At 67.4% G+C, this 17,475-nt stretch carries 11 protein-coding genes and 2 pseudogenes; 10 read left to right on the forward strand and 3 right to left on the reverse strand.

Features of this window, described 5'->3' with window-relative positions; all coding sequences use genetic code 11:
• The first annotated feature begins 33 nt into the window (after positions 1-33).
• Both ACIOHC_RS37910 and ACIOHC_RS37915 read left to right on the forward strand, forming a co-directional pair.
• Positions 34-411, forward strand: a complete 378-nt coding sequence (locus ACIOHC_RS37910; RefSeq protein ID WP_401846111.1) for a hypothetical protein — start codon at positions 34-36, stop codon at positions 409-411.
• Positions 321-899 carry a hypothetical protein gene (locus tag ACIOHC_RS37915; protein WP_401846113.1) on the forward strand — a complete coding sequence of 193 codons (579 nt, stop codon included), beginning with the start codon at positions 321-323 and terminating at the stop codon, positions 897-899. Before ACIOHC_RS37910 ends, ACIOHC_RS37915 begins: the two co-directional genes overlap by 91 nt.
• Positions 900-1,130: 231 nt before the next feature.
• Here ACIOHC_RS37915 and ACIOHC_RS37920 read toward each other — a convergent pair whose 3' ends face one another.
• Positions 1,131-1,865, reverse strand: coding sequence for a TetR/AcrR family transcriptional regulator (locus ACIOHC_RS37920; protein ID WP_351078813.1), 735 nt, complete (start codon positions 1,863-1,865; stop codon positions 1,131-1,133).
• Between the two features lie 155 nt (positions 1,866-2,020).
• Between ACIOHC_RS37920 and ACIOHC_RS37925 the strand changes: the two genes are divergently transcribed.
• The 4 genes and pseudogenes from ACIOHC_RS37925 (at position 2,021) to ACIOHC_RS37940 (ending at position 6,804) form a co-directional block, all read left to right on the forward strand.
• Positions 2,021-4,522 (forward strand): hypothetical protein, encoded by a 2,502-nt coding sequence (locus ACIOHC_RS37925; protein ID WP_401846114.1) that lies wholly within the window; start codon positions 2,021-2,023, stop codon positions 4,520-4,522.
• Positions 4,523-4,575: 53 nt separating this feature from the next.
• On the forward strand, positions 4,576-4,803 hold the full coding sequence (locus ACIOHC_RS37930) for a hypothetical protein (protein ID WP_351078763.1): 228 nt from the start codon (positions 4,576-4,578) through the stop codon (positions 4,801-4,803).
• 85 nt (positions 4,804-4,888) lie between these two features.
• Positions 4,889-5,634 (forward strand): annotated as a pseudogene (locus tag ACIOHC_RS37935) (PIG-L deacetylase family protein).
• Positions 5,635-5,715: 81 nt separating this feature from the next.
• Positions 5,716-6,804 carry an NUDIX hydrolase gene (locus tag ACIOHC_RS37940; RefSeq protein WP_351078761.1) on the forward strand — a complete coding sequence of 363 codons (1,089 nt, stop codon included), beginning with the start codon at positions 5,716-5,718 and terminating at the stop codon, positions 6,802-6,804.
• 89 nt (positions 6,805-6,893) lie between these two features.
• On the opposite strand, the gene ACIOHC_RS37945 is transcribed toward ACIOHC_RS37940, so the two are convergent.
• Positions 6,894-7,550 carry a TetR/AcrR family transcriptional regulator gene (locus ACIOHC_RS37945; RefSeq protein WP_351078758.1) on the reverse strand — a complete coding sequence of 219 codons (657 nt, stop codon included), beginning with the start codon at positions 7,548-7,550 and terminating at the stop codon, positions 6,894-6,896.
• Between the two features lie 160 nt (positions 7,551-7,710).
• Between ACIOHC_RS37945 and abc-f the strand changes: the two genes are divergently transcribed.
• The 3 genes and pseudogenes from abc-f to ACIOHC_RS37960 all read left to right on the forward strand — a co-directional run bounded on the left by abc-f (position 7,711) and on the right by ACIOHC_RS37960 (position 11,018).
• Entirely contained in the window at positions 7,711-9,330 is a 1,620-nt protein-coding gene (gene abc-f, locus ACIOHC_RS37950; protein WP_351078755.1) for a ribosomal protection-like ABC-F family protein, read from the forward strand.
• A 47-nt stretch (positions 9,331-9,377) separates the two neighbouring features.
• Positions 9,378-9,509: pseudogene (locus tag ACIOHC_RS37955) on the forward strand (antibiotic acetyltransferase); the annotation flags it as partial.
• Between the two features lie 177 nt (positions 9,510-9,686).
• Positions 9,687-11,018, forward strand: coding sequence for an erythromycin esterase family protein (locus ACIOHC_RS37960; protein ID WP_401846118.1), 1,332 nt, complete (start codon positions 9,687-9,689; stop codon positions 11,016-11,018).
• Between the two features lie 444 nt (positions 11,019-11,462).
• Here ACIOHC_RS37960 and ACIOHC_RS37965 read toward each other — a convergent pair whose 3' ends face one another.
• Positions 11,463-12,377 (reverse strand): GNAT family N-acetyltransferase, encoded by a 915-nt coding sequence (locus ACIOHC_RS37965; protein ID WP_401846120.1) that lies wholly within the window; start codon positions 12,375-12,377, stop codon positions 11,463-11,465.
• A 773-nt stretch (positions 12,378-13,150) separates the two neighbouring features.
• Here ACIOHC_RS37965 and ACIOHC_RS37970 point away from each other — a divergent pair.
• A complete protein-coding gene (locus ACIOHC_RS37970) occupies positions 13,151-17,440 on the forward strand; it encodes a discoidin domain-containing protein (protein WP_401846123.1) in 4,290 nt (1,429 codons plus the stop codon).
• Positions 17,441-17,475 lie beyond the last annotated feature (35 nt).

Below are 17,475 nucleotides of genomic sequence, written 5' to 3' on the forward strand. Positions count from 1 at the left end.
TCACGTCACATACCACCCTCTGAAGCCGTCGGCGTGACGAACGATTTCGGCTGGCACACCTACTCGCCGCACTCCGACCTCGTCGCCCGCTACCTGCGCACCGGCGAGTATCTGGACCCGGCCCTCGAAGCCCTCGCTCGCTTCACCCGGTACTTCTCGGCAGAGGTCGCCGTGCGGGACTTCCTCAACAACTTCCCCGACGAGACGATGAAGGCCATCGACGCCGGGGCCCGAGACCTGGACCACCGGACCCGTCGGCTCGCGAGTGAGGCCACCTGCCCTCTGCTGCCCCTGCCCCGCGCATCTCCGTGCCTGACGACGTGGCACTGCCTGTCATCGAGCAGCTCTACGGCGACTCCAGCACCTACGTCCGCATGTCGGTCGCCAACCATCTGCACGACCTGTCCGTGACGCAGCCGGATCGGGTGCTGGCCACACTTCGGCGTGGGAAGGTCTCTGGTCCCCTTCCCGACAAACACTTCGCGTTCATCTCCCGGCAGGCTCTTCGGAGCAGGTTGAAGAAGGGCTGGCCGGGTACCTACGCCTTCCTCGGCCACACGCCCGACGCGCCGGTCGAGCTGACGCCTCTCGTCCTGGAACGCACCGAGCTCGCCGACGGCGACACGCTCAGCTTCTCCGCCACTCTCACCACCACCGCGCCCGTCCCGGTCCACGTGATGTTCGTGATCTCTTCGACGAAGCGGACCGGCAAGCCGCGCGAGAAGGTGTACTTCCTTCTGCGCAGCAGCGGCAAGCCGAGTGAGGAACCGTCACTCGCCAAGGACCACGTGCTGCGCTCCACTGCCACCGTGAAGCTCACGCCGGGTGCGTATTCGATCGCCCTCCAAGTCAACGGACGCCGTTTCCCGGAGGCGACTTTCCGTGTCCGGGAGGCGTGACGAACCGACCGCCCTCCTGAACTGAACCGATCACCTCGAAGGGGGTGGCACCCCCTCGCGCCACCCCGGTCGGCCATGCGCAGAGCAGACCGAAGGCTCACACCCTCTGATCCCGTCCCCGGACCGCGGCCCTGCACATGGCGACCGACGGCGCTTCGGCCAACACCCGTGGCGGGACCACGCGCCGGACACTGCGACAGCAGTCGCCGCCCCGACGGGCGCGGCGCGTGCTCACCGCTTCCGCGGCACACCGCACAGGGCGAGGAGGTCGTCCATCATGTTCTCGAACAAGGGCAGGTAATCATCGAATGACGAGGCCAGGTGTCCGTAGACGGCCATGCAGAGCAGCCCGTAGATCTGCCGCCAGCACGTGATCATCACCATCGCGACCCCTGGCGGGTAGTCGTGCTCCATCAACCGTCCGTACGCCGTCACCTGTGCCCGAAGGCGCGGCTCCATCTCTTTCACAGACGGGTACCGCAGGATGCCCCGGCGCCACAACTGTGCGAAGGTCTGTCCGAACAGACCGCCCAATTCCCGGATCAGCACTTGGTCGACGTGTTGCCCGGAGGCGACCAACCGTGCGTAGCCTGCGCCCATGAGGAGATCGAACTCACCAGGGTTCGCGACCGACCAGTCCACCACTGCCCTTGTAGCTGCGTAGAGTTGACCGCCGAAATCCTCCGGGTCCATTGTCCCCGCCGCGTCGGCGACGGTCGACACGAAATCACGCGTGACGCCTTGGTAGACCGCGAGCGTGAGGCCCGGCTTTCCCTCGAAGTATCGATACAACGCCGGCGGAGTGACCCCTACCTCCCGGGCCACCGCCGACAGACTCAGGGCCTCGACGCCCTGCGTGGCGATGAGCCGGCGCGCCACCGCGAGCGCGTCGTGCTCCAACTCGACGCGCAGGCGCTCCCGACGTGACGCGGGCCGACCGGTCTCTCCCCTGGCGGAGGGGTGCATCTTCACCTCTCAATGACTCCGAGCGAAGCAACTCGGCCAAGCCGACGCGAAGTTGATGGATCCCCGAGTTGCAGTGACACCATGTTATGTGGTTAATACCTTTCACTCTGTTGATGGGTGTCACGCCTCACCGTGGCGCTGTGAAGGGATAGCGCATGACCATGCAACGCAGACGGGCCTGGTGGCTCGGCGTCCTCGTGGTGCTCGCACTACTGGCCGGAGGCGGGGTCGCCTTCTGGAAGATTCAGGAATCCGACACCCGCCTTGCCATCGAGATCAAAGGGCTGCCCGGCAATGCCCGGTCAGCCGTCACGGTCACCGGGTCCGGCGGGTTCAAGCGGTCAGTGACGACCTCCACCACCGTGGAGGTACCCCCGGGATCCGTCCGCGTGACACCGGCGCCGTTCAAGGCGGCCCACGCGACCTACTACACCTCGCGTGACGTGCTCACCGCCACGGTCGACAGCGGCGAGTCAGCGCGCCTGATCGTCGACTACCAGATCGCGGTTGCCGACAAGGCTCGCATTCTCGACCACACCAACCTCGGGCTGGCCAAATCGACCACGGGTGAGGATCAAGAGCTGCTGTTCCGGGCCGACACCAAGAGCGCACAGAATCTGAAGACCGGCGACATCCTTCTCGCAGCCGAGGGGCCGCAGACGCCCAAGGGCCTGCTGCGGCGGGTAGTCCGTATCGAGCATCGCAAGTCCGTGCTGGCCGCCGAAACGGCACCGGCCCAGCTGCAGGAGGCCATGCCCAAGGCTGTCCTGCGCTTCCCTGCTGCACGAAAGGGGAGCGCGACGGCCTCGGACGTGGTGCCGGCCGCGTACGCAGCGGATCCGCCAATTCCTAAGCCCGAGACCGAGGCAACCCTCAAGATCGACACATGGAAAGGCAAGGTCAAAGGCGGTCAGGCTTCATGCGGGATCAACCACCCGCTGTTCAAGGCGGAGGGTGAATGGCCCAGCGTCGACCTCACCGGAACCGATATGGGGTTCAATGAGACCGATCTTGTCTGGGCGCAACTTCAAGCAAAGATCAAATATTCACTGAAGACAACCTGGGGTACCCCACATTCTGCGCATTGCAGCTGGGAATGGGAGGAAGGTCTGGAGAAGACTCACGTGGCCAGCGCGATGACAGCCGTGCTGGCGCGCGTCGGACCATTCACCGTGCGTCCTGAACTGTCGGTCGTCGGAGGGGTCGAAGCTCAGGCGGCAACAGGACTCAAGGTTGAGTCGAAGATTGAAAATGAATTCACGGTGAAGTCCCGACTCACCCTAAAGCCTTTCGCTACGGCGCATATCGAGGACAAGGACCCTGTCAAGTATGAGTCCAAGCTGGCTGGGGCCACAGAAGGGAAGCTGAAGGGAAAGGTCGGCTTCAGGGTCAAACTTGTGGCGGGCGTACCGCTGGATGTTTTTGCTACAGAATTCTTCCTGGAATTCGGAACCGGCGTGGAGGGAAGTATCGAACCACTGAACCGAAAGGCCAAGGTCGAAGGATTCATCGAAGGTGGCGCCGGCATGGAGGTGACCGCAGGGGAATTCGTCGGCAGGCAGGTCGGAATGACGATTCCGCTCTACAAAGTGCCACTCTGGGAACGCAAGATCCCTCCGACCCTGGCCTACGCCACGCACAGCAGCGTCGAGGTCAGGACCGGCGAAGCCGGCCCTGACCGAGTCGCCCCGATTCCGCCGGGCATGGCGGCCCGCCAGCTTGCCTGGTCACCGAACGGCAAACAACTCGCATGGAGCACCGCCCCGACGAGATCCGGTCATGACGAGGGGCGCATCTACCTGGCGGATCTGGCGACGGGCAAGGTCGGCAGCTGGGAATGCGGGAGCTGTCGGCTCTCCTTCGCGGGAGACGTCCTGCTCTCCGAATGGGACACGCTGGGTGGTGAGGAAGCCGGCTTCGCCCGGTATCGCATCGGGCAAGAAGAGCCCACCGCGGTTCACCTGGAGAACCCCGCGACGCTCCACCGCGGGCAGACCCGAGAAGAAGTCTGGGAGGTGGCCCGGAAATACTGCGGGACCGGAGGCTGCGCGACGATGGATCTCTACGGCGAAGCGGCGAGCTCGGGCGATTCACTCATCGGAATTCCGTGGAACGACTGCCGCCCCAAGCTGTTTCGCGTCAACTCGCTCCTCCAGGCATCCGCCCTCACCGTCGCCAACGCCTACCCCGACGCAGTCGAATCCGGACCCGACGGGCGGTTGCTACTCTCCGGAGTGAATTCCGGCGGCTGTGACGGACTGGGGAAGCCAGGCCATCTGGAGTTCTCGGAAGTTTCCAAGACCGGGCAGTTGAGTACGGTTCCGGTTCCCTCTCACTACCAGTCCTGGGAGCCGTGCAACCTCTGGTACGACGAGGAGAAGAACCCTCACGCCGTCCTCGCTCCTCCGATGGATGATGGCGACGTTCTCACTGCGGAGTACCCCTGCTTCCAGCAGCCACCCAGGAAATTCAGGACTCTGAAGAAGCAAGGAGATGCCTGGGAAGAGAGCGGTGACGCTGTGCTGCTGCGGAGAACTCGAGGGGACTGGAGTGCTGAGCTACACGTCGGTGGGCGGTTGACAGCTGAGAATTCCAGCCGGCGTTTCCGTGTCTCCGAGCGTGTGCGCACGTTCGCCTGGGGTCCAGGGGCACCGTAGGCGCTCCCTGACGAGAGCGCGCCCGACATGTGGCGGTGGCCGAGCCTCGACTCATGGCAGGCGAGGTCACCGCGGCGCCGCTTCCATGGTGTTCCCTCGTCACCCGGCCGGAGCAGCGACACCGGGAACCGGTCGACGTCCATCTGATTCTGCGCCGCGACGGCACCACGGGCGTGGAGGTCCTGCGGTCCCGCCGTGCCGGAAACGTCTACGCCTCCGGCCTGTGGCACCTGGCCTTGGGCACCTCGACGGCCCCCGCGAGGACGTCGTCGACGCGCTGATCCGCGAGGGCGCGGAAGCGCATTCCCGATCGATCCGTTCACCAGCCGGAGGCACCCCGTGACGCCGTCCACTCCCCCGTCTCTGATGGGCGTGTTCGCGCATCCTGATGACGAGTCCCTGCTCGTCGGCGGCACAATCGCCCAGCACACCGCGCGGGGAACCGCACCGCGGTCGTCACCACCACCTGGGCCGCAGACAGTCCCCGCGCGGCCCACCTAGCCGACGCCCTGGACGAACTCGGCGCCGGCGAACCGCGCATGCTCGGCTACGCTGACGCACGCAACCCCTCCTCCGCTCCCGGCCGGCCGCGCCTCATCGACGCGCCGATCGACAAGGCCGTCGCCCGACTGGTCCACCACATGCGGCGCTTCCGCCCTGACATCGTCACCACCCACGACGTACTCGGCCAGATGACAGCCCATCCGGACCACCGCCGCACCCATCAGATCACCCTCCTCGCCTGCGAAGCCGCAGGCGTCCCGCACCTCTACCCGGAAGCGGGCGACCCCTGGCAGCCTCAAGCCCTGTACGCGGCCACCCACCCCGACACCGGCGTCGGCGAACTGGCACCGCTGCTGGCGGGTGTCGGAAAGAGCGTGCTCTGCGTCCCGGACGAGTACGTCACCACGGTCGTGGACGTAACTCCGTGGATTGCCGTGAAGTGGGCCGCGATCCTCGCGCATCAAGGCGAAGTCGCCCGCGAGCGCTCCCTGCCAGGCATCCTCGTCCGCCTGCCCGAAGAGACCCGCCACGAGATCATCCGGACCGAGCACTTCACACGACTCATGTCCGGGCCGGTCCCCGGTGACCCGCATCGGCTCACCACCTGAGGCCGCCTGCCCCCTCCCCGTCTCCCCCGGCCCCAGGACCGTACAACTGACCTGAATCAACCCAAGTAGAAAGGTGAGAACATGACCACGACGCCCGACCCCGGCGAGCTGCCCAATACAGCAATGACCGACGAAGAGTACGGGGCCCTTCGTGCCTCGGCCGCCCTGTGGGCAGGCGTCTCGATATTGATCACGGACCGGCGCGGCCGGGTCCTGATTCAACACGTCGACTACCGCGATACCTGTCTCCTGCCGGGCGGTGCCGTCGACAAAGGCGAGTCTCCCTCCACCGCTGCCGCCCGCGAGCTGAGAGAGGAGCTCGGCGTCACCGTCGCGGTCGACCGCGGCCTTGCCATCGACTGGGTCTCCGCCCACAGTTCCCACGCGCCGGAGGCCATACGGTTCCCTGGCGAAATTCTCAGCGTCTACGACGGCGGCACCTGGGACAACGACCAGATCGCCACCATCCGGCTGCCCGACAGCGAGATCACCGGGATCGAGTTCGTCGAGCCCGCCCGCCTGCCTGATCTCCTCTCCCCGCAGGACGCCCGCCGCGCCCTGTCCGCGCTCCGTGCACGTATCAACGCCGCCGGGCCGGTGTTTCTGGAGAACGGGTGCCCGATCGCTCCGACCGTCCTGGACCGGGCCGGCGTCCTGCGCACCGCCCGGGCCGAGCACCACTTCTCCTGGGCATCGGGCCCGGTCCCACCAGGTTTGCCTGTCGTCCAGTCATGGGGCTGGCTCTTCACTCCTGACGGGCGTGTCCTGGTCCTCCTGGGACCGGACACCGGATCCGCATGTCTCCCCGGCGGCACGCCCGAACCCCAGGACCACGGGGACATCGCCGCCACACTGCGCAGGGAGGCTGACGAGGAGGCGGCTGCCCGGCACGGCGAGCCGCTGATTATCGGCCACCTCCGCGACAACGGCCGCGGTCGCGTCCGGCTCGCCGCCGCCCTCACCCGTGTCGGCCCCGCCCGGCCGGATCCGGCCACCGGTCACATCTACACTCGCGTCCTCGCCACCCCAGAGCAGGCCGTCGAGCTCTTCAGCTGGGGCCCGTCGGCCGCGGATCAGCTCGACTCCATCCATGAGGCACGCCAACGCCTCGGCATCCCCGGAGCCGCACGCCAGCCCTTCACCGAACTCGTCGGCCCCACCACCTGGTAGTTCCGCGCTCTGGGTGCGCCTGGGACGGAGACGCCCCCACCAGGTGGTGGAACAGGCCGAGCACATGCCCTCGAAGGGCTGCGGGCTGGTCAAGTCTCGCTCGTGTGGACCGCTGACGGGGGCTCGGCGAAGGCGCCGGCTGCCGCGGCGAGGGCGGCGGTTCTGGCCGCGTGACCGGGCAGGTGCGGGTCGAGTGGTGTGCGGACAAGCACCAGTTGGTGGTACAGCGGCGCGGTGGCGGCGATGAGCAGTCGCCGGGCGTCGGTGTGCGGTGAGAGTTCGCCGCGCCGGACAGCCCGGCTGACGACGATCTCGCAGCGGGCGTATCGGTCCTCCCAGAGCCGTTGTTGGGCGTGGAAGGCTTTCTCGGAACGGAACGAGGCGGCGATCAGCGCTGCGACGATCGGTGGCTGTGCGGTCAGGGCTGTCTGGATCTCCAGGTTCAGTGCTGCCAGGTCGCCTTCCAGTGAGCCGGTGTCCGGTGGCTGCCAGTCGTCGTCGCTCGCCGCGTCGAGAACGTCGGCGAGCAGGCCGCCGACGTCCACCCAGCGCCGGTACACCGTTGTGCGGTGCACGCCCGAGCGGGAGGCGACGGCATCCATGGTGAGCCCGTCATATCCGTGTTCGCCGAGTTCCGCGAGGACAGCATCGAGCACCTGCGTACGAATGCGGGCGGTGCGGCCTCCGGGCCGGCGTCGGGTCGGAGGCGGCCGGGTGCTTTCCGGTCCTGGGTCGGTGGGAGTCATCGCTGGTAATCCGATTGCTCAGGGGGACGGTGATATGGCAGCATCTTAAATCAACAGTTGTCGCATTAGTGGAGTGATCGATCGATGCTCTTCCGAAGCGTTCGCCCGGCCGCGCGGCCCTTGACGGCCGCCTTGTTCTCGAATGCTTTGGAGTGCCTGCATGCCTACACAGATCACCGCGCTCGCCGTCAGCAAGTCCTTCGCCGGCAGGCTCGTCCTTGACTCGGTGACCTGCTCGCTCGCCGCGGGCGAGCGCACCGGGATCGTCGGCGAGAACGGCTCCGGAAAGACCACCTTGCTGCGCCTGCTCGCCGGGCGTGAACGGCCCGATCAGGGGGAGGTCGTCGTCCAGGCCGCCGGCGGCATCGGCTATCTCGCCCAGGACGAGCGTCTGGCGCCGCAGGCGACCGTCCAGCAGGTCATCGACCGGGCCCTGCGTGATCTACGCGCAGTCGAGCAGCGAATGCGTCGTCTGGAGGCCGCGATGGCCGATGGCGATGAGTCGGGCATGGCCGAATACGGCGAACTGATGACGGTCTTCGAGTTGCGCGGCGGCTACGATGCCGACGCCCGGGTGGAACGTGCCCTGCACGGCCTCGGCCTGGGGCTGGTGGGCCGTGAACGTGCCGTGGGCAGTCTGTCGGGCGGAGAACAGGTCCGGCTGCGGCTGGCGGCCGTTCTGGCGGCCGCACCGGAGATGCTGCTGCTGGACGAGCCGACCAACCATCTCGACGAGGCTGCCCTGAGCTGGCTGGAAAATCACCTGCGCACTCGACGGGGCAGCACGGTGGCGGTCTCCCACGACCGGGTCTTCCTCGAACGTGTGGCCACCAGCCTGCTGGAGGTGGACGCCGACCGGCGCCGCGTCGTCCGGTACGGCAACGGCTACACCGGCTACCTCGCCGAGAAGGCGGCTGCCCGGCAACGCTGGGTCCAGGCGCACGACCAGTGGCGGGCCGACGTCGACCGGCTTCGCGAGGCCGCCGCGACCACCGCCCGCCAGGTCGCCCACGGCCGTCCGATGAAGGACGGCAACAAGATGGCCTACGACCGGGCGGGAGGCCGAGTGCAGCAGTCGCTGGCCAGCCGGGTGCGCAACGCCGAGGAGCGGCTGCGCCGGCTGCTTGCCGACCCGGTCCCGCCCCCGCCCGAGCCGCTGCGCTTCACCCCCGTACTGCGGGCCCGCCGCCTGCAGGGCTTCGTACTCGACGCCGCCGACATCGCCGTCACCGACCGGCTCGACCGCACCGACCTCACCGTCACGGCGGGCGAACGCCTGCTGATCACGGGGCCGAACGGAGCGGGCAAGAGCACCCTGCTCCGTGTCCTGGCCGGGGAAGTCACCCCCGACAGCGGGAGCGTCAGCCGCCGCGGCAGGATCGGCTACCTCCCCCAAGAGCCGCGACCCGGGAAACCGGACGAGACCGTACTGACCGCCTTCGCCCGTGGACGGGCGGGGGAGGCCACCGGGTACACCGAACCGTTGCTGTCCCTCGGCCTGTTCGACCGCGATCAGCTCACGGTGCCGGTCGGCCGGCTGTCCACCGGACAGCGGCAGCGTCTCGCTCTGGCTCGACTGCTCAGCGAGCCGTCAGACGTCCTGTTGCTCGACGAACCCACCAACCATCTGTCACCCGCCCTCGTCGAGGAACTGGAAACCGCTCTGACCGGGTACAACGGCGCCGTCGTCATCGTCAGCCATGATCGCCGGTTGCGTCGGCGCTGGCGTGGCGCCCACCTGGCCGTGCAGCCGCCTGCGACGTCCACCGCCAAGGCCTGAGGCCCTCCGGACCTACAGACATCCCTTCAAGGAGGAAGCACTTCTTGATGCCACGTGTTCCCGCCGACCCGACCGTGGTGCATCCGAAGCCCGAGCAGCCACGGGTGGCGCTGCTCAAGCCGCCGCTGATCATCTCGCCGCTGATCGAGGTCGGGGAGTTCTCCTACACGTCAAGGCCCGCCGCCGATCTGTTGAACGAACCCTGACAGAGGACGACCGGCCCCGCGAAAGCCGGGCTCCTCCCGAAGAAACGCTTCACGGCCAGGTTGCCGAACTCCGGTCGTCGCCCTACAAGCGGTGGCCCGCTCCCGCCCGGCTGCCCCTTCACCTTCCAGCACCGAGAATCGAGTGTCCACATGCCTGCTTCGTCCCACCACAACCCGTTCGCCGACTGGCTTCGCACCCATGCCGTCCCGCTCACCCACCTCGACCGTGAAGCGCCGCTCGACGACCTGGAGCCGCTGCGTGCCGTCATCGGCAATGCCCGCGTCGTAGCGATCGGGGAGAATTCCCACTTCATCGACGAGTTCGCGCTCATGCGCGAGCGCATCCTGCGGTTCCTGGTCGAACGCTGTGGTTTCACCGTCCTGGCCTTCGAATACGGTTTCAGCGAAGGCTTCCCTCTTGACTCATGGGCCCTCGGCGAGGGGACGGACGATGACCTGTCGGCCCACCTCGACGCGGCGATCCCCGTGGGAGTCGATGGGCCGCTGCGCTGGATGCGCGGGCACAACCGCGCAGACTCATCGCCGGTGCGTTTCGTCGGCATCGACATCCCGGCGGCCGGTGGGTCCTTGCTTCCCGCCCTGGCCCCGGTCGCCGACTACCTGCGCCACATCGATCCCGATACCCTGCCGGCGGCCCAGGAGGCGATACGGATCGCCGAATCGTTCGCCGGTGGCTCCGGGGCGGACGCCGCACCCGCGTGGGCACGCCTGGCCACCGCCGAACAGGATGCCCTCAGCGCGACCCTGATGCGCCTGCTCATCCGGTTCCGCTCCCTCGAACCGCTGTACGTCTCCTGCGGCGACCAGCAGAGCTACGACATCGCCGTGCGCCGACTCGAAGGCGCCTGCCACGGCGACTACACCTTCCGCGCCATGGCCGGCCTCTTCACCGGTGACGGGCTGACCGCCGACACGTCGGCCCGGGACGTGTACATGGCCGAGTCGGTCCTGTGGCACCTGGAGCGCTTCGAACCCGGAACCCGCGTCGTGCTGGCGGCTCACAACGCCCATATCCAGAAAACACCGGTCTGCTTCAACGGTCACCTCACGGGGCTCCCGATGGGGCAGTACCTGCACCGCGCGCTCGGGGACGAGTACGTCGCCCTCGCCCTGACGAGCACCACCGGACACACGGCGGAGATGCGCCGCGACGAAAACACCCGCTTCGGTTTCACCGTCGCCCCCACCCCCCTGAACACCCCCGAACCGGGAAGTATCGAAGCCGCCTTCGCCGATGCCGACCTCGGGCTCAGCATCGCCGATCTGCACCGGGCACGCCCGGAGGCCGACAGCGACGCCGACCCGGCCCCGGGCCCCGACCGCATCCGGATCCAGAGCGCCTTCCTGCACACCCCCGTCCTCGACGCGTTCGACGCCATCCTCCACACCCCGACCTCCACCGTGGCCGACGGCCTCGGCCTCGACCACGTCTCCGACACCGTCGAGGAGAAGACGCAGTGAACGGCCCTGGTGGCAGGCCGTACGCGCTCGCCACGGGAACGGACCGCGCTGTGGCCCACGACGAATGCCTACGAGGGAAGGGGCCAGTGATGGACGCGATGTGATCACCGTGGGCGCAGGCCCAGTGCTCCGACGGCGATCTCGACGTCCCCGGCTTCGGCGCGATCCGCGCGGGTTTCACCGGGACCGACCGCGGGAACCTCGGACTCGGCGCGTCGCCCACCTCAGAGGTTGTCTCCCTCTACACCACCGAAGACGAGACCACCGAATACGACGACGACACACCGATGACCGTGATCGAACTCCAGGACAGCATCCACCGCGTGCTCGGTGTGAATCTGCCGATCCGAGGAGCGGCTCACTCCTCGATCAAGTTGCCGAGATGCGCACGGGACAGGCCGCAGAAGGCCGGACGAGGCAAGGCTGCACGGGCCCGGGGTGACGTCATGGACCGACCGACCCGTGCAACCGTCGTCGCGTCGCGGCTGACGGTCTGTCCGCCCGTTGCTGCTCGGCGGGCTCGGCGGGCTCGGCGATCAGCGCCGTGGCCATGGCTCGGAAGCCGAGCCTGGCGTAGATCCGGGCGACGTCATCGTCGCCCGCGGACAAGAAGACGGTCTCGACGCCTCGCGATCGTGCGTCGGCCACCAGCACAGCGGTCACCGCCTCTGCGAGGCCCCGGCGGCGCGCGGTCGGCAGAGTTCCCACGCCGACAATCTCGGTGACCGCGCCGACGGGCTGGTGCTGGCCGACACACAGCGCCGTGCCGTCCTCCACCGCGGCGGCAACACACGTCAGACCGGCCAGGATGCGTGCGATCGCGCGTTCCATCGATCCGTCACCTGCATGGCCGCGCACCGCCTCGTCCAGTTCCGCCAGGCCGGCGGCCCCGACACCGGTGCCAGGCTCGGCGAAGGCCAGGTGGGGAACGGCCAGCGCGCTCGGCAGCACGGGATCGTCGTGCCTCACGGTCCGGAGCACCACGCCGTCGCCCACCTCGGGCACGACAGGAGTCGGTACGTTCGGGCCGAGCACCATCAAGGGGTGCTCGTGCACCTCAAGGCCCGCCTGCTCGACCGCAGCCCGCAGCTCGGGTGCGGCCTCGGCGACCCACTCGAAAGTCTCCGGAATCCCCAGTTCCCGCTGCCGGGCACGGACCCGGTTCACATCGGCGGCACTCACCGCTCCGGACCACCCCAGGGTCGGACGGGCGTAGAAGGGCCAGCCCTGCCCCTCTCGGATGAACAGGGTCAGCGGCCCGAAGTCCTCGACTCGGGCACCGGAGCGGGGAACCGCGTCGTAGTACTGCTCAAGTCGACCCAGCAGCTTTCGGCGATCGGTAAGATCCAGAGACGTCACGCCGAGCATCCAAGCAGGAGCTCGGTAACCACTGCCACCGCATTACGTTTTGTCGACGAGACATCGCGAACCAAGTCGATGGTCACGGCTCTCCCCCATCCGCGGAGCCGGCCTGCTCGGCACGACCCTGCTCTGCTGCACCCTTGCCCGACTCTCCACGGAAGTGGCCGACTCCCAGATGAATCGGCTCGATTTGCCCCTTGGCCCCCGCTCCTCGACAGAACGGGAGGAGGCACGATCGATGCCCGGTTGCAGGGCTGCGGTACCCGTCTCCTGCGAAGAATTCACACGAACGCCGATGTACTGGAGGACGATGGGCAGTCCTTGCCGTTCGGGCGAGTGGTCTGCCGTCCCAGGCGGAGTGCTTACGGAAGCCGATACCCCTCGGCCTGCGAAACACGGTCTCTCCCTCCGGCCTGGCCGGCGCCGGCGCCCAGAGCAACCGCGATCCGTTACGGACGCTCCGAGGCACCCCGAGCAGCTCACGGTGCCCATTTCCATGGACGCAAGCAGCTTGCATGGTTTGCAGCGAACTTACGTTTCCTGACAGTCGCAGCGAAAACCCCTGGTGTGAACGGGTGTTGACTTGCACCAGATCGAAACGATGCCGATTACTGCCTGCGCGATCAGTAGACGGTGCGTCAATTCTCTGCAACCCTCCGATCGTTCAACGCAATAGATCTCGTACATGGTGCATAAATCTAATCCTCATCACGATACGACTGAGCCGCGCCTCGTCGCCGTCAGGGCGCGAGGCCGAGGATCGGGGAACCATGAGAGCGAAACGCTGGAGGTCGCGGGGCTTGAGCGCCCTGATCGTGACCAGTCTTCTGACGCTCGGCGCGCCGACGCTGACGGCGTCGGCGGCCGACGGACCGAACATCGCGGCCGGCCGGTCGGCCGCGGCGAGCAGTGCACAGAGCGGAAAGGCCGCCACCGGCATCACCGACGGGAACCAGAGCACGTACTGGCAGAGCTCAGGCACCTCTCTGCCGCAGTGGGTCCAGACCGATCTCGGCACCACGATCAGGACGGACCAGGTCGTCCTGAAGCTGCCGGCCGACTGGGAGCGCCGCAGCCAGACGCTCTCCGTGCAGGGAAGCGCCGACGGGACGAGCTTCACTACGCTGAAAAGCTCCGCCGCGTACACCTTCAGCCCGGGGTCGGCCAACACCGTCACGGTGGCCTTCCCCGCCACCAAGGCGCGGTTCGTGCGGATCAACATCACCGCGAACACGGTCGGGCGGGTCGCGCAGCTCTCCGAGTTGGAGGTGCACACGGCAGGCGAGTCCTCCGTCAACCTGGCGAGCGGACGCACTCTGACCGCGAGCAGCCACACCGAGGTCTACACCGAAGGAAACGCCAACGACGGCAACAGGGCCACGTACTGGGAGAGCCGCAACAACGCCTTCCCGCAATGGATCCAGGCCGATCTCGGCTCTGCCGTCCGTGTCGACCGGGTCGTCCTGCGACTGCCCGACGGATGGGCTGCGCGCAGCCAGACACTGAAGCTCCAAGGCAGCACGAACGGCTCGGACTTCACCGACCTGACCGCGTCCAAGGCATACACCTTCGACAGTGCGGGCGGGCAGTCCGCCGCGATCACCTTCGACGCGGCCACCACGCGGTACGTCCGCGTCCTGATCACCGCGAACAGTGTCCAACCAGGGGCCCAGGTCTCCGAACTGGAGATCTACGGTCCGGCGTCGGGCGACACGCAGGCGCCGACCGCGCCGACGAACCTGGCCTTCATCGAGCCTGCGAGTGGTCAGATCAAACTGACCTGGAGCGCGTCCTCGGACGACACGGGCGTCACCGGCTACGACATCTACGCCGACAACACGCTCCTGACGAGCGTCAGCGGTGACGTCACGACGTACACCGACAACCGGCCCGCCGACCAGACCGTCTCGTACTACGTGCGGGCCAGGGACGCGGCCGGAAACCAGTCGGGCAACAGCAACACCGTCACCCGGCGCGCCGACACGGGTGACACGCAGGCGCCGACCGCGCCGACGAACCTGGCCTTCATCGAGCCTGCGAGTGGTCAGATCAAACTGACCTGGAGCGCGTCCTCGGACGACACGGGCGTCACCGGCTACGACATCTACGCCAACAACACGCTCAGGGGCAGCGTCGCCGGCAATGTGACCACCTACACCGACACGCAGCCGGCCTCCGCCACCGTCACCTACTTCGTCCGGGCGAAGGACGCCGCCGGGAACCGGTCCGGCAACAGCAACTCCGTCACCCGCAACGGATCCGGGGGCGCGGGCTCCAACCTCGCGGTGGGCAAGCAGATCAGCGCCTCCTCCGTGGTCCACACCTTCGTCGCGGCGAATGCCAACGACAACAGCGTGACGACCTACTGGGAGGGGGCGGCGGGCAGCTACCCGAACACCCTCACCGTCAAGCTGGGCGCGAACGCCGACATCAGCAGCCTCGTTCTCAAGCTCAACCCGGACAGCGTGTGGTCGGCCCGCACCCAGACCATCGAGGTACTCGGCCGGGAACAGAGCGCCACGTCCTTCACCGGGCTCGTCGCCGCGAAGAGTTACGCGTTCGACCCGGCGAGCGGGAACAGCGTCACCGTGCCCGTCACCGCGCGCGTCGCCGACGTGCAACTGAAGTTCACGGCCAACTCCGGCTCGTCGGCCGGGCAGCTCGCGGAGTTCCAGGTCATCGGGGTTCCGGCACCCAACCCGGATCTGGAGGTCACGGGTCTGACGGCAACGCCCGCCGCGCCGGTCGAGTCGGACGTGATCACACTCAGGGCCACGGTGCGCAACAACGGCCCGGTCGCGGCGCCCGCCGGCAGCGTGGCGCTGCGGCTCGGCGGCACGAAGGTCGCCACCGCGCCGGTCGGAGCGCTGGCCGCCGGGGCGCAGACCACCGTCAGCGCCTCCATCGGGTCCCGGGACGCGGGCACCTACGAGCTGAGTGCGGTCGTCGACGAGGCGAACGAGATCATCGAGCAGGACGAGTCCAACAACATCTTCACCAGTCCGGACTCCCTCGTGGTGAAGCCCGTCAGCAGCTCCGACCTGATCGCGGCCGCGGTGGACTCCTCACCGTCCAGCCCCGCCGCGGGAGACGACGTGACCTTCTCCGTCGCGATCAAGAACCAGGGCACCGTCGCCTCCGACGGCGGGAACCACGGCGTGACACTGGCCGTGGTCGACTCCAAGGGCGCCACCGTCAAGACGCTGACGGGCGCGTACACCGGCAAGATCGAGGCCGGCGCGACCACCGCCCCGGTGAAGCTCGGCACCTGGACCGCGGCCGACGGTTCGTACACGATCAAGGTCGTCCTGGCCGACGATGCCAACGAACTGCCGGTGAAACGGGAGAACAACACATCCACCCAGCCGCTCTTCGTCGGGCGCGGCGCCGACATGCCGTACGACATGTACGAGGCGGAGGACGGCACGGTCGGTGGCGGTGCTCAGGTCGTGGGTCCCAACCGCACGGTCGGCGACATCGCGGGCGAGGCGTCCGGCCGCAAGGCGGTGAACCTGGACGCGACCGGTGAGTACGTCGAGTTCACCACCCGCGCTCCGTCCAACACCCTGGTGACCCGCTTCTCCATCCCGGACGCCCCGGGCGGCGGAGGCATCGACTCCACGATCAACGTCTATGTCGACGGCGTGATGAAGAAGGCGCTCCCGCTGACGTCCAAGTACGCCTGGCTGTACGGCGCCGAGACCTCGCCCGGCAATTCCCCGGGTTCGGGCTCACCGCGGCACATCTACGACGAGGCGCACATCATGCTCGACGAGACCGTGCCCGTCGGCAGCAGGATCCGACTGCAGAAGGACGCCGCGAACACCTCCACGTACGCGATCGACTTCATCAGCCTGGAGAAGGTCGCGCCGGTCGCCAACCCGGATCCTGCGACGTACACGGTGCCTGCCGGCTTCACGCACCAGGACGTGCAGAACGCGCTGGACGCGGTGCGGATGGACACCACCGGCAAACTGGTCGGCGTCTATCTGCCGGCCGGCGACTACCAGACGTCGAGCAAGTTCCAGGTCTACGGGAAGGCGGTGAAGGTGGTCGGCGCCGGTCCCTGGTACACGAAGTTCCGGGCGCCTTCCGCGCAGGAGAACACCGATGTCGGGTTCCGGGCCGACGCCTCCGCGAAGGGGTCGTCGTTCTCGAACTTCGCGTACTTCGGCAACTACACCTCGCGGATCGACGGACCGGGGAAGGTGTTCGACTTCGCCAACGTCAGCGACATCGTGATCGACAACATCTGGAACGAACACATGGTGTGCCTGTACTGGGGCGCCAACACCGACCGGATCACCATCAAGAACTCCCGGATCCGGAACATGTTCGCCGACGGCATCAACATGACCAACGGGTCGACGGACAACCTCGTGACCAACAACGAGGCACGCGCCACGGGCGACGACAGCTTCGCGTTGTTCTCGGCGATCGACGCCGGCGGGTCGGACATGAAGAACAACATCTACGAGAACCTGACCTCGATACTGACCTGGCGGGCCGCGGGCGTCGCCGTCTACGGCGGATACGACAACACGTTCCGCAACATCCGCATCGCGGACACGCTCGTCTACTCCGGGGTCACCATCTCCTCGCTGGACTTCGGCTACCCGATGAACGGCTTCGGTACCGATCCGACGACCTTCGAGAACATCTCGATCGTGCGGGCAGGAGGCCACTTCTGGGGATCGCAGACCTTCCCGGGCATCTGGGTGTTCTCGGCTTCCAAGATCTTCCAGGGCATCAGGGTCAACCATGTCGACATCGTCGATCCGACCTACAGCGGAGTCATGTTCCAGACGAACTACGTCGGCGGGCAGCCCCAGTTCCCGATCAAGGACACGATCTTCACCGACATCTCGATCTCGGGTGCTCGTAGGAGCGGGGACGCCTTCGATGCCAAGTCCGGGTTCGGCCTGTGGGCGAACGAGCTGCCGGAATCGGGGCAGGGGCCCGCGGTCGGTGAGGTGACCTTCAACGGTCTGCGGTTCTCCGGCAACGCGGTGGACACCCGGAACACGACCTCCACCTTCAAGATAGACGTCAATCCGTAGAAGGGAGACGGGAACCCGTAGCAGGTGGACGGGGA

This window comes from Streptomyces sp. NPDC088252 (assembly GCF_044740965.1).
Taxonomy (GTDB): Bacteria; Actinomycetota; Actinomycetes; order Streptomycetales; family Streptomycetaceae; genus Streptomyces.

Coding starts and splice junctions, on each gene's coding strand:
- ACIOHC_RS37920 (WP_351078813.1), bottom strand. CDS start 1,865: ATGCACCCCTCCGCCAGGGGAGAGACCGGTCGGCCCGCGTCACGTCGG.
- ACIOHC_RS37925 (WP_401846114.1), top strand. CDS start 2,021: ATGACCATGCAACGCAGACGGGCCTGGTGGCTCGGCGTCCTCGTGGTG.
- ACIOHC_RS37930 (WP_351078763.1), top strand. CDS start 4,576: ATGGCAGGCGAGGTCACCGCGGCGCCGCTTCCATGGTGTTCCCTCGTC.
- ACIOHC_RS37940 (WP_351078761.1), top strand. CDS start 5,716: ATGACCACGACGCCCGACCCCGGCGAGCTGCCCAATACAGCAATGACC.
- ACIOHC_RS37945 (WP_351078758.1), bottom strand. CDS start 7,550: ATGACTCCCACCGACCCAGGACCGGAAAGCACCCGGCCGCCTCCGACC.
- abc-f (WP_351078755.1), top strand. CDS start 7,711: ATGCCTACACAGATCACCGCGCTCGCCGTCAGCAAGTCCTTCGCCGGC.
- ACIOHC_RS37960 (WP_401846118.1), top strand. CDS start 9,687: ATGCCTGCTTCGTCCCACCACAACCCGTTCGCCGACTGGCTTCGCACC.
- ACIOHC_RS37970 (WP_401846123.1), top strand. CDS start 13,151: ATGAGAGCGAAACGCTGGAGGTCGCGGGGCTTGAGCGCCCTGATCGTG.